This is a genomic window from Methanolobus profundi, assembly GCF_900114835.1.
GTDB classification, from domain to species: Archaea; Halobacteriota; Methanosarcinia; order Methanosarcinales; family Methanosarcinaceae; genus Methanolobus; species Methanolobus profundi.
The window spans coordinates 814,686-827,391 of the sequence record NZ_FOUJ01000001.1; the positions used below are offsets into that span (position 1 = coordinate 814,686).

Sequence of the window (12,706 nt, forward strand, 5' to 3'; positions counted from 1 at the left end):
TTGTCATTTCTGCAGGGCCATATACATAATGTTATTTTCACTCAAAATAGCAGTTACATCAGACCTATCTGTTTCATCACTCCAACAAGGTCATAGAACAGTTTCTCATCAACGATCTGTCCGTCCTTCCAGTGAGCAACTGTACAAAAGTCCACTTTGAAGCTCTTATTTGTAGGTGGGATCTCATCTCCCTCTGGAGTTTTCATGGGACCTTTCATGGTACCGGAAAGGACAGCCACTGAACATGTCCAGTCCCCCTGGCCAAAAAGTACCTTGTATGGTCTGTTCTCAACATGATTGTCCGGAAATGTCTTGTAGAACTCTATAGCCTCTTCGTTATGTGCTTTTCTTCCCCTTGTTGGTTCCGTTTGTCCCGGCCAGTAAACAGCCGTGTCTTCACTATGCCGTTTATTGAATGTTTCCCAATCCTGTGCATTCCATGCATCGTCCAGTGTGATCATTAATTCCAGATTCTCTTCAACGGTCATTTAACTCCCCCTTTATTTATTTTCAACGATCAGGCAGCTTGTGATCAAAACAAAACCCAAATATCAACAGGAAAATAATACAACTAAGCTCCCCACTAATAATTGGTTTTCTTTACTATATAATCAGATTGGCTTTGTAGAAAATAGGCCCTATAATAAAAAAATCGAATTGCAGGTTATTTAAGTGGTGTGTCTATATCTAAAGATCTCTCTGATCAGAAGGTACTTTATAGCATTATTTTCATACTTACATTGGGACTACTTAGAAATTATTTTACATATTCTGTGGGAGGAATATTATGAATAACTCATATCAAGAAGAACAATTTCCAGTTCTTCCTATTGAAGAATGGGAAGATACAATGAACACGTTTCATCTGTTCCTGCAAGTGATAGGGAAGATCAGACTTAAGCTGTTCCCTAAAAGAAATCACTGGTGGCATGTGACCTTATACATATCAACAAGAGGGATCACAACAGGCCCTATTCCATATGAGGATATGAGCTTTGAGATGGAATTCGATCTCATTGAGCATGTGCTGATCATCAGAACAAGCACAGATCAGAATAGGAACATCGAACTAAAGGGACTCTCTGTCTCTCAGTTCTATAAAAAAGTGTTCTCAGAGCTTTCAGATATCGGTATAAGTACTAAGATAGTAGCGGTTCCTTATGACACGCCGTTTAGCACAGAACCATTTGAAACCGATGATAAGCATTCTTCATATAATGAAAAGTATGTCAACAGATACTGGCGTATTCTTGTTCAGATGAACTCGATCTTTGAGACCTACAGAGGTACATTCACAGGAAAATGTTCACCATCGCAATTTTTCTGGCACCATAAAGACCTGTCATTGATATTCTACTCAGGAAGATCTGTAGAACTATGGGAAGGTGCCAATCCGGTGGATACTGAAGCCTATTCACATGAATTGATAGCCTTTGGATTCTGGCCAGGTGATGAGAACGTCAGAGAACCTGCATTTTACGCTTCCGTATATCCCGAACCAGAAGGACTTACCGATGAACCGCTGAGCCCTGAGAAAGCATTCTGGTCCCCTGACGGAGGTGGAATGGCCCTATTGATGTATAATGATGCCAGAAGCACTCCTGATCCAAAACAAGCAATAGTGGAATTCATGGAAAGTGTCTATCAGGCCGGTGCTAAAAAGGCGAACTGGGATAAAAAAGCTTTCCAGCTTCCGGTGTAAAAGCAAAAGATGCCATTTTAATGGCACATACAATTGAGATGATCATTGATCATCATTTTCTTTTCATTCAGAAATGCGTTCAATATCTTCTGACCACACATACTCGATCGTTTCACAGACCGATCGGTATTGTAAATGTGAAAGTACTTCCTTTTCCAGGTTCACTTTCAACATATATATCTCCTGAATGCATCTCTATGTAATGTTTAACAATTGCAAGACCTAAGCCGGTTCCACCATGATCACGATTCACAAAGGAACTGAGCTGTTTAAATGGATCGAATATAGCATTTTGTTGTTCAGGAGGAATGCCAATACCATTATCGATGATAGACACCTGAACATTTTCGTTCATTATTTTAGAATCGATCCATACTTGGCCTGATCTTGGTGTGAACTTGATCGCATTACTAAGAAGATTATACATGAGTTGTTTAAGCTTGATCTTATCAGCAATGATCGCCAGTTCATCAAACTCGATATTGACTTCCAGGTCAAGGTCCTTCTCTCTGAAAAGCGGGTCCATTAAGATCAAGATCTCATCTATTAGTCTCCGGAGATCGACCATCTCAGGTATGTATTCCATATTGCCAGATTCTATTTTTGAAATATCAAGAATATCATTGATAAGTTCCAGCAGATGATTACCACTAGTAAGGATATTAGAGACATACTGAACCTGCCTTTCATTCAGATCTCCAAACAGTTTGTCGTTGAGTACCTGAGAAAAACCAATGACCGAATTAAGTGGTGTACGAAGTTCATGGCTCATATTCGCAATGAACTCTGATTTTATCTGGTTTGATTCTTCAGCCAGGGCCTTAGCCTGAAGAAGGGCCATTTCAGCCTGCTTACGCTCAGTTATGTCTGTGAGGAAAAGAGTAAGACCGATAACATTTCCCATCTCATCTTTAAGAGGACTGTATACATTCTCATACCATTTTCTCTCAAAGAATGAATCACCATACTCCTCAACAACAGTGAAGGCTTCACCTGCAAGTACCCTGTCAAAATTAGACCTTGCTTTTTCTATATCCATCGTATTTTTTATATGATCAAGAATGCTGTCCCCTATCTCTATTTTGGTACCCCAGATATTTTCCATCGTTCTCTGATGGTTGTTGTTGTAAGCAATATATCGATAATTCTTATCCAGAGCAAATATGACAACATCTTTGGGACTCTCGATCACTTCCTGCAAGAGCTTGTATGCATGCCGGTATTTTTCCTCTGCATGTTTAAGCATCTCTTCGGCTCTCTTTCTTTCGGTAATATCCCTGCAAACACAAAAAGCCAGTTTCTGACCACCAAATATCGCACCGTTCGAGCTGACCTCAATATCAAGTAAGGTCCCATCTTTACAACGGTGGCGTGTCTCGAATGTGTGTCCGGACTCATCAACATCCTTTATTATCTCAATTATCTCTTCACGTGTCGAATTGTTTTCCCAATCCCATACGTGTAATTTAAGAACTTCATCCATTGAGTATCCCAGCATATCTGCATATTTCTGGTTGGCCTCGACAACCTCACCTTTGTCATTAACAACAACGATGCCATCATTTGATTGTTCAACAAGGATGTTCCTTCTGGCACGTTCCTCTTCAATTTTCCTTTCAGCTCTCTTTTTCTCTGTGATATCTGAATGAGTTCCATACATGCGAAGTGGTCTGCCGTCCTCGTCCCACTCTATCACTTTTCCACGGGAGAGTACCCATATCCAGTCTCCATTTTTGTGCTGCATGCGTGTTTCGTATTCATAGTACTCCAGTTCACCTGTAAAGTGCTTATTAAGAAGTATGTCTGATCCTTTTATATCATCAGGATGGACCAGTTTTTTCCATGTTTGGATGTCGAGTGGAACCAATTCATCCCGGGTATACCCAATGATCTCCGCCCAGCGTTCATTGACCGAGGTCTCATCGGTCTGCACATTCCATTCCCATGTACCAACATTTGTACTCTCAATGATGTTTGCCAGACGCTTACGTTCTTCTATTATGCTGTTTTCGGCTTGCTTTCTTTCAGAAATATCTCTGCCAACACCCAGAACTCCTATGATCTTTCCACTGGAATCATGCATTGGACTCTTTATTGTTTCCAGATATTCCTGGTGTCCATCGTCCGCATAGGTGACAATTTCCTCATTAACTGAAGGTCTGTCAGCTTCTAATGCTTTGATGTCCTTTTGTCTGAAGAAATCCGCAAGTTCCTGATCAACAAAATCATGATCGGTCTTCCCGATGATCTCTTCTTCCTTTGCACCAAAAAAACGCTCGAACTTTGCATTGCATGAAAGATAAACCCCATTGACATCTTTTAGCCATACAAGGTCAGGAATAGTATCAACCAGTGTGCGAAGTTGTCCTTCACTGTTCTTTAATGCTATCTCTGTATTTTTACGTTCAGTTATATCGATCGTTGTCGCCATGATCCTTTCAATACCGTTTATGGTCACAGGACTTAATCTGACATGTTGCCAGAAATGTTCATTCTCTGCATTTATGCTAAGCCATTCAAGTTCTTGTATTCCTTCAGTGGCAGCTTTATGGATCAATATGAGTGCTTCATTAAAGGAATATGGGGGATCCAGCCAGAAATTATTTGCTTTTAACTGCTTAAGCGAAGAAAAGCCATACATTTCATAGGTCTTAGGATTAGCATCAATGATCTCTCCGGTTTCCTTGTCATGTATAATTATCGATATCGGTGCGTCCGTGAAAAGTGCTCTGTATTGCTCTTCCCTATCATGAATAGTTCTTTCTGCCTGCTTACGTTCTGTTATATTCTGAAAAACAGTAGCGAAGATACCTTCATCCACTTTGTAAGCGTTAATACTGAAGTATCTGTCCAAGGGCTCAGCAAACTCTTCAAAACTAATAGGATCGCCTGTAATTACTACGTTACCATACGTTTCTATGAGAGAGGTATTTTCTATGCCAGGTAGAATTTCGGTTACACGCTTTCCAATAATATCGACAACTTTTAGTCCCGTATGCTTCTCAAATGCTTCATTTGCCTCAAGAAATATATAATCTATCGGAGTGCCTTTTTCATCAAGGACCATTTTATGGATCGCTACCCCACTGATATCATTTTCAAATAGGCCACGATACCTTTGCTCACTTTCTATCAATTCCTTTTCTGCACCTATCTGGCCTATAATGTTCCAGGCCATATCCATGAGCAAAGTAAGCTGAAGGGTATCACTCCTTGTGTAATCTGATCCTTTGTTGGCAACTCCCACTACAGCGACAATTTTATTGTTTCTGAAAATTGGCACTGTCATGAAATTATGAAGTTCAACATGTCCTTCAGGATAACCTTTTTTCAATGGGTTCGAAGCATGGAGGTCATTTACTATTATTGTTTTACGTTGTCTGACAGCTTCTCCCCAAATACCTGTGCTGTCAAGGTCATAAACAGTTTGAGGCTCAACTATTCCGCAGTCATTCATTACATTCTTAGACCACGTGTTAAGGGTAAATTGCTTCCTTTTCTCACTATAATAGTAAATATAACCAATTTTACTTTTTGTGAGCTTAATGGATTCATTTAGAGCAAAATCAAGGAGATCCTGTATTGATCCATGTTTTGATCGTAGAATTTCAATGATACTTGTTGATCTGGCCTCTTCAAGAAGCAATTCCTCTTCTACTTTCTTTAATTCAGTTATATCGTGGATCACCAGGCAAAGCAGGTCCTTTTCTTTGGAAGTTATTGGAATTGCGTAGATCTCAACATCCTGAATTTGACCATTTTTCAATTTATGCTTAAAAGTGAAGTGATTCTTGCTTTCGTTTTTAACTCTGGAAAGCTCTGATAGTATTTTTTCCTCAGACAGTATATCTATCTGACTTATTTTCTTTTGTTTTAATTCCTCAGGTGACCAGCCATAATAATTGGAAGCAGCATTATTGGCATCAATGATACAAAGACTCTCAGGTTCAATAAGTAACATGATAACATGGTCATTATTGAATAGTTGAATGTTATCTTCCGTTTTTTCATCTAAATTGAATTCAGATGATCCTGAATTAGTTTTCATTTTTCCTCTTTATGATATTTCAAAGCAAGTTATTATTTATCTGCTTAAAGTTTGGAATATGGTCCGTGATATTTTGGTATGGACAGTTTAAGAAGTTCAAATGATACATAAATGCACTACTACCATAGTAGTCCACATGCTATATAATCGATATGATATCGATAATTTTTATCACTATTCCCTGGATTTTATGAGTTTATTATTATTTAATTTAATATGTTGTATATTCGCTATCTTATAATTCATTTAATTAATTATATATTATACCCCTGTATTTCCGGTGCAAAATATTCTGTAACTACTTGACCGGTTTTTTGACCAAATAGATGTTGAACTGATCTCCAGCTTGTAGAATGCACATATTCATCAAATAAAAATTCAATACATATACTTAAATATGATTACATCAGTAACCTCATTCCGTATATGTCCTTTAATGGGATAGTTCAAAAATATAATAGAGGAGACTTTTCATGCAAAAACCAGAAACACACATATTCGTTTGTGCAAGCACAAGACTGAACGGAATAGTAAAGGGCGCATGCCAGAACAAATCATCACATAATCTTGTAGCTATGATTTCCGAAGAAGTAATGGACAGGGACCTGGAAGGTGAAGTGATGGTCACTGCAACCGGATGTGTAGGTATTTGCGAAAAAGGTCCAATAGTAATGATCTACCCTCAGCAGATATGGTATGGCGAAGTATCAGAAGATGATATTGAAGACATACTTGATGCAGTAGAGGAAGGCGGAGTAGTCGACAGACTTCTCATATCCTGAGAACAAATTCAATGTCTAAAGCGAGTTGTTCAATATAATTCAACAACTCTCTTTTTACTTGTTGATCACTTTATTTTTTACATGATCTTTAGTCCATTTCAATGGTCATTGATCTTTTAATTCACATCTGTTCCTGCTTTTCTTTAAGAAGGTAGCTGCCTTTTTTCATGATAACGATCAAAAAGAATATACTTACTCTTTCTTCCATAATGGTAAAAATGGTAAACAGGGCCACATTATAGAGGTTATGTGTCATGAAAGACCTTTGAAGAATTACAGCAGGTACTGACTACCCATACAAGTACCCGGGACATAAACCTTGTTAAGCTCAAGTGTTACTCTTGCCTTGTATACCATTTACCTGACACTTAGTCTCCCACGTGCCACCGGTCTCCAGATTATTTTTTTGATATTTAGAAGTGGCCAAAAGGAACTATATAGGCGTATACAGGTCTGCATAATCCATAAATGCGAAGTACGAATATATTTTATATAGATGTCGATCAGGCATCAACTTAAGTGAAGAACGTGGCTGGTAAAAAATGAACGGAACTGCTGCATCTTTTAAGAATTCGATAGGAATGGAGTTCATGCTTATTCCGGCTGGCTGTTTCAGGCTGGATCAGAATATGTTCAGTTATGAGATACCAGAACCTGTAGTTACTATACCGGAACCATTCTATATTGGAAAATATCCGGTGACACAAAAGGAATGGAAAGCTGTCATGGGCGATCTGCCTTCTTGTTTTGAAGGGAATGACAGGCCGGTAGAGTGTATCTCATGGGACGATGTTCAGAAGTTCATCAGAGAACTGAACGCAAAAGAAGACAATGGAATTTATCGTCTTCCTTCTGAAGCCGAATGGGAATATGCCTGCAGGGCAGGAACGGATACGAAGTATTTCTTTGGAGACTCTGATGCAGAATTAGGTACATATGCATGGTACTATGGTAACTCAGAGCACAATACGCATCCGGTAGGGAGGAAAAGGCCCAATCCATGGGGACTGTATGACATGCACGGCAATGTATGGGAATGGTGCCAGAACAGGCATCACAGGAACTACGAAGAAGCCCTTGCCGAAGGAACTGCATGGGATACTGTAGGAAGCATCGGTATCGTGCTGCGTGGTGGCGGCTGGGTCAGTTATCCTGATAAATGCTGTTCTTCATGTCGAAGCAGCTATGATTCGGACTATGGTTCTTATTCACTTGGTTTTCGTCTTTTAAGGTCCGTGTGATATCCTGAATTAGTGGTATAGCATAAATCAGGTCCTTGAATATATTGTGACCACTAAAAAGCAGATGTCCAGATAAATTTCCCTAAATGTAGTAATAAAGCATCATTGGCCAAATCAGGAAAGTGGTAAATATGGGGGTGGTTGGTTGGGTTGGCCAATGATACTGGAGTTGGGTAGTTTTTCATTAATTAAAGAGGGTGGTCCGCAATTAATGAGTGATGATGGGATGGTTATGTTGTTCCCAACTCTGCATTCAAAATGCCCTTCATCTATTATATATCTGTCTGTTAACTATGTCGCTTGCTATCGAAATAAACTTAAAACAACTTACAACGAGTTTTATATTCATTTACCTTTCTTTCTCAAATTAACAAATACAACAGCAAAGACACCTGCCATGGCAAGTATGACCTCAAAACCCGGTGAACTTGCGGTACTGGCCTTTGTTCCTTCTATTCCCAGCTGTTCCTCTAATTCTGCATTGAGCCTGATGTTCTCTGCCATTTCCTCAAGTTCGGCCCTGTCCTTTAGAAGTTCATAGAACCCGTGCCACTGTACATAGTCAGGACCCAGCATGAAAGCGCCCATTCTGGCACGTCTGCCTTCATGGTGCCACATCTCGTATATCTTGAACTCGATGGGTTCGTCGAAGTTCTGCTCAGTGATCAAACCTTCTTCCTTCAGTTCATCAACGATCAGTTTTGCATCCGTGTATTTGATGTTGTATAATTCCACGGTGTTGTCCGCATTCGTGTAGTAATTAGCTATCCAGTCATCAGAATGACACTGTTCACACACTGAATACATGCGCTCACGTTTCTCCTCCCAGGTGGAACCATCACTTATGGGAGTTCCCAGCAAGTTAGCTGTGTTATCGGTGCGTCTGGAAACAGGTGTCTCAAGTTCCCATGAAAGACGTTCGCTTACATCATGTGTAGGAGCCATCTCCTGTGTTCCTGACATGTGGCATACAGCACAGGTAGGTGCCCTGTAATCCTCTCCGGCCACCCAATCCACAGATGTCCAGTTCCAGTTATCACCATCGGTATTGTAGATGCTTCCATGCTTAGATTCATCATATATCTCGGTCTGTGGATGATCAGGTCCCAGATGACATTGCTCGCATGATTCTGGTTTCCGTGCTTCCTCTACTGAAAAAAGATGCCGTGTATGGCAGGCTGAACAGGATCCGAGACTTCCATCAGGATTTATCCTTCCAATTCCGTTGTTCGGCCAGACCTCAGGGTCCTCTGTGGTCTTACCAAGCATATTTGTCCCATGACATGCCTGACATCCGTTGACAGTAGCATCATGACTTACAATGGTCTCTCCATCGACAACAACGAGACTTTCAAGATATGGCAATGCCTTGTTATCAAAATCCAGTTCATAATATATTGAACCCAGGGCATGAAGGCTCCTGTCATTCTCTTCGTACTCTGTAGCATGACAGGATCCGCAGTCACTTGCTGACACCACAAGCGTGATATCGTATCCCATATGCGATATAGCATCCGGGTCATCTGGCTGAGCAACGTGACAATCCGCACACGAAACACCATATTCTGCATGTGTACTGTCCTCCCACTCATCTATTATGGCCGGGAAAGCATCCATGGACCTATGACAATCCAGACAATCATACCAGTCGTCTTCAACTGCTCCACATGGCTGAACCATTAACGCAAAAATAGCTATCAATAACCCCATTATTAAATATGTGATATTCATATTCCACCCCAATATAGCAATGCATCCTTCCGGATGACATTCAAACACTCCCATAAAACATTCGCAGGAATAGCATATATATTTAAGTATGTAGAATACCCGATCATCCGGGATCAATTCACGAAATACTCTCTCCTGGACAATATATGGGCCAGAAAGATAAAGGACAAGGCAGCATCTGCAAGCATTTCAATATTCCCTATTACCACATAGATCATGATCCCATTACCTGTACCCCACAGGAACCAGGGTATTGACAAATATAGGGCTGACCTTTTCAAGTCGATCATCCCATAGGCCAGAACAACAGATACTACTGCATAAAAGATGTAAACAATAGTTGAAAGGGTCATATTCAAAGAGTGTCCCAAAAAGTATGCATTTGTTCCTGTAATGGCCATGAACAACTGGGATATAGCTCCAAGACCAATGAGGATCCCAAGTATAACTATTCCTCTTGGTTTTGTTTCATCGAGTCCCAGCATCCGGTAGTTATTTTTAAGGATGGATATCCAGATATCTGCGATCCCATTGACCATACTCTTATTTAGATGTCAACGGTATAAGTAAATATTTGTATGTGATATCAAAATAATTTTCATCTTTTAAGGAACACATAAATAGGACCTGTGTTCAAAAATAACGGGGAGGAAGGGTTAGAATGACAGAACACTTAATTGACGATATATCGTTACGCAAAATAGCACTGATAGCAGGTTTCAGTTATCTGATAATATTCATCACAGGTATTGCATCCAATTTTATTGTTCTTATGGATCTTTTTATACCCGGGGATGCTGCGGGCACTGTAGATAGCCTTCTGGCCAATATGGGTCAGTTCCGTGCGGGTATCCTGGGATTTATAATCATGGTCATCTTTGATGTGATAGTGGCCTGGGCCCTTTACATCCTGCTCAAACCGGTGAGCAGGGGGCTTTCATTGCTTGCTGCATGGCTGAGACTGGTGAATGCAACCATCTTCGGGCTAGCTATCTATGACCTTTTTGCGATCCTGCGGATACTGAACGATACCACTTATCAGGATTTGCTCACCCCGGAAATGATCCAGGCCCAGGTGATGTTATTCTTTACTGCATTCAATGACACGTGGCTTATAGGACTCATTTTCTTTGGGATACATCTGGCATTTCTGGGTTATCTTATCATCAGGTCGGGTTATATCCCGAAATTCATTGGTATCCTTCTTATGATAGCATCAGCAGGTTATCTGATCGACAGTTTTGCCAATGTGCTTCTGGTCAGCTACGCAGAATACGCAGGGATATTCATGCTGATAGTTCTCGTTCCCGGTGTTATCGGGGAACTTTCTCTCACCTTGTGGCTTCTGATAAAAGGCCGTAAACTAACATTGCCTGAATACCCGGCATAAAATATTAGATACCTCATGAAGAAATATCCAGAAACAAATAAATATGGAACAAAATTAAATTAAAATGGGAGGAAGTGATCAGCATGGCAAACCTTTCAACTGATATATCGATGCGAAAAGCTGCCGGCATCGCAGGATATGGACTTCTGCTGATGACATTTTTCGCTCTCCTGTCCGATGCTTTGATCCTACCGCGTCTTATCGTGCCGGGAGATGCAGCAGCAACGGCAGGTAATATCATGGCTGATCAAGTTTTGTTCCGTCTGGCCATATGCAGCTTTATTGTGGTGGCAGTTCTTGATGTGCTGGTTGCATGGGCATTTTATATTTTGCTCAGGTCGGTGAACAGGAGCATATCATTGCTTGCAGCATGGTTCAGGCTGGTATATGCTGCCATCCTGATATTCAGCATTGTTTTTCTTGTAATTGCCCTACAGATACTGAATGATGCTCAATATCTTGCAATATCCGGCACAGATCACTCACAAGCTATGATGATGCTATTTATCAATGCTTTCAGTGAAGCATGGGCTGTTGGGTTGATATTGTTCGGTCTTCATCTTGTGCTTCTTGGTTATCTGGTCCTCAGGTCAGGTTACATCCCCGGAGCTCTTGGTTTGCTTGTGATGCTTGCAGGCTTAAGTTATCTGTCGGATCATTTTATTGGATATCTTGTTCCTGATCAAAATATAGCACTCAGTACGATCTTTGGCTGGGGTGAACTTGTATTTATGATATGGCTTCTGGTAAAAGGACATAGTATACCTGAAATAACTGAATGAATAAATGAATGTATTACAAAATGAAGGGTGCCTGATGAAAGCAATTGTATACGAAAGATATGGATCTCCTGATGTACTTGAGTTGAAAGAGATAGCAAAGCCCATCCCCAAGGACAACGAGATACTTATCAGAGTGCATGCCAGCACGGTTAACAGGACAGATTGCGGTTTTAGGAAAGCTGACCCTTTCATTGCAAGGCTATTTGCCGGTCTGACACGTCCAAGAAATCATATACTTGGAACTGAGTTTGCTGGAGTGGTAGAGTCCACAGGCAAAGATGTGACCGAATTCAGTGCAGGTGACAGTGTATTCGGGCATAGCGGAGATAAGTTCAGGGCGCATGCCGAGTACATCTGCCTTTCAGAAGACGACCCTGTGGCATTAAAACCTGAGAATATGAGCTATGAGGAGGCTGCCTCGATATGTGACGGTGCTGCGCTGGCCTGGACATATCTTGCTAAAGCTGATCTCAAAAAAGGACACAAGGTACTTATCAACGGAGCCTCCGGTTCAATCGGTTCGGCAGGTATACAACTTGCCATATATTGTGGTGCAGAGGTCACGGGAGTATGCAGCACAGGAAATATGGAAATGGTCAGCTCTCTTGGAGCCGACAGGGTAATTGACTATACTCAAGTGGATTTCACAAAGGACGATCTGAAGTATGAGGTGGTCTTCGATGCTGTGGGTAAAAGCACTTTCTCACGTTGCAAAGATCTCATGAAAAATGGCGGGATCTATTTTTCAACTGAACTTGGACCAATGGCACAGAACCCTTTCCTTGATATATGGACCTCCCTTTTCGGAAGTAAAAAAGTGAAGTTCCCTATGCCCAAATACACTAAGAAGGACGTTCTCTTCTTTAAGCAGCTCATTGAGGAAGGACATCTAAAAGCGGTCATCGACAGGCAATATCCACTGGAACAGATAGCAGATGCTCACAGGTATGTTGATACCGGACACAAAAGAGGGAATGTTGTAATAACCATTGTTTGAGTGGGGTTGTTTAATTTCAGCTTTCTATTAGCT

Annotated in this window: 10 protein-coding genes; 6 read left to right on the forward strand and 4 right to left on the reverse strand. The window is 40.8% G+C overall.

Features of this window, described 5'->3' with window-relative positions:
* Window positions 1–53: 53 nt before the first annotated feature.
* The gene (locus BM008_RS03765) at window positions 54–488 is read right to left on the reverse strand and encodes an ester cyclase (protein WP_091933347.1); all 435 of its coding nucleotides are present in this window, start codon (window positions 486–488) and stop codon (window positions 54–56) included.
* Window positions 489–787: 299 nt separating this feature from the next.
* Here BM008_RS03765 and BM008_RS03770 point away from each other — a divergent pair, with 299 nt between their 5' ends.
* Window positions 788–1,702: a DUF5996 family protein gene (locus BM008_RS03770; RefSeq protein WP_091933350.1), complete on the forward strand. Its 915-nt coding sequence runs from the start codon at window positions 788–790 to the stop codon at window positions 1,700–1,702.
* A gap of 112 nt (window positions 1,703–1,814) precedes the next feature.
* Here the strand turns inward: BM008_RS03770 and BM008_RS03775 are convergent, their stop codons facing one another.
* Complete coding sequence (locus tag BM008_RS03775) at window positions 1,815–5,750, reverse strand: PAS domain S-box protein (RefSeq protein WP_091933352.1); 3,936 nt, start codon at window positions 5,748–5,750, stop codon at window positions 1,815–1,817.
* A gap of 473 nt (window positions 5,751–6,223) precedes the next feature.
* Between BM008_RS03775 and BM008_RS03780 the strand changes: the two genes are divergently transcribed.
* Together BM008_RS03780 and BM008_RS03785 are read left to right on the forward strand one after the other, a co-directional pair.
* The gene (locus tag BM008_RS03780; RefSeq protein WP_091933355.1) at window positions 6,224–6,532 is read left to right on the forward strand and encodes a (2Fe-2S) ferredoxin domain-containing protein; all 309 of its coding nucleotides are present in this window, start codon (window positions 6,224–6,226) and stop codon (window positions 6,530–6,532) included.
* A 542-nt stretch (window positions 6,533–7,074) separates the two neighbouring features.
* On the forward strand, window positions 7,075–7,773 hold the full coding sequence (locus BM008_RS03785) for a formylglycine-generating enzyme family protein (protein ID WP_091933357.1): 699 nt from the start codon (window positions 7,075–7,077) through the stop codon (window positions 7,771–7,773).
* A 345-nt stretch (window positions 7,774–8,118) separates the two neighbouring features.
* Here the strand turns inward: BM008_RS03785 and BM008_RS03790 are convergent, their stop codons facing one another.
* Together BM008_RS03790 and BM008_RS03795 are read right to left on the reverse strand one after the other, a co-directional pair.
* A complete protein-coding gene (locus tag BM008_RS03790; protein ID WP_177187952.1) occupies window positions 8,119–9,483 on the reverse strand; it encodes a multiheme c-type cytochrome in 1,365 nt (454 codons plus the stop codon).
* A 134-nt stretch (window positions 9,484–9,617) separates the two neighbouring features.
* Window positions 9,618–10,043 (reverse strand): hypothetical protein, encoded by a 426-nt coding sequence (locus BM008_RS03795; protein ID WP_091933363.1) that lies wholly within the window; start codon window positions 10,041–10,043, stop codon window positions 9,618–9,620.
* A 122-nt stretch (window positions 10,044–10,165) separates the two neighbouring features.
* Between BM008_RS03795 and BM008_RS03800 the strand changes: the two genes are divergently transcribed.
* The 3 genes from BM008_RS03800 to BM008_RS03810 all read left to right on the forward strand — a co-directional run bounded on the left by BM008_RS03800 (window position 10,166) and on the right by BM008_RS03810 (window position 12,673).
* Window positions 10,166–10,894 (forward strand): DUF4386 domain-containing protein, encoded by a 729-nt coding sequence (locus BM008_RS03800; protein ID WP_091933366.1) that lies wholly within the window; start codon window positions 10,166–10,168, stop codon window positions 10,892–10,894.
* Window positions 10,895–10,977: 83 nt separating this feature from the next.
* Window positions 10,978–11,676, forward strand: coding sequence for a DUF4386 domain-containing protein (locus tag BM008_RS03805; RefSeq protein WP_091933369.1), 699 nt, complete (start codon window positions 10,978–10,980; stop codon window positions 11,674–11,676).
* Window positions 11,677–11,710: 34 nt separating this feature from the next.
* The gene (locus BM008_RS03810; protein WP_091933372.1) at window positions 11,711–12,673 is read left to right on the forward strand and encodes an NAD(P)-dependent alcohol dehydrogenase; all 963 of its coding nucleotides are present in this window, start codon (window positions 11,711–11,713) and stop codon (window positions 12,671–12,673) included.
* The last annotated feature ends 33 nt before the right edge of the window (window positions 12,674–12,706 follow it).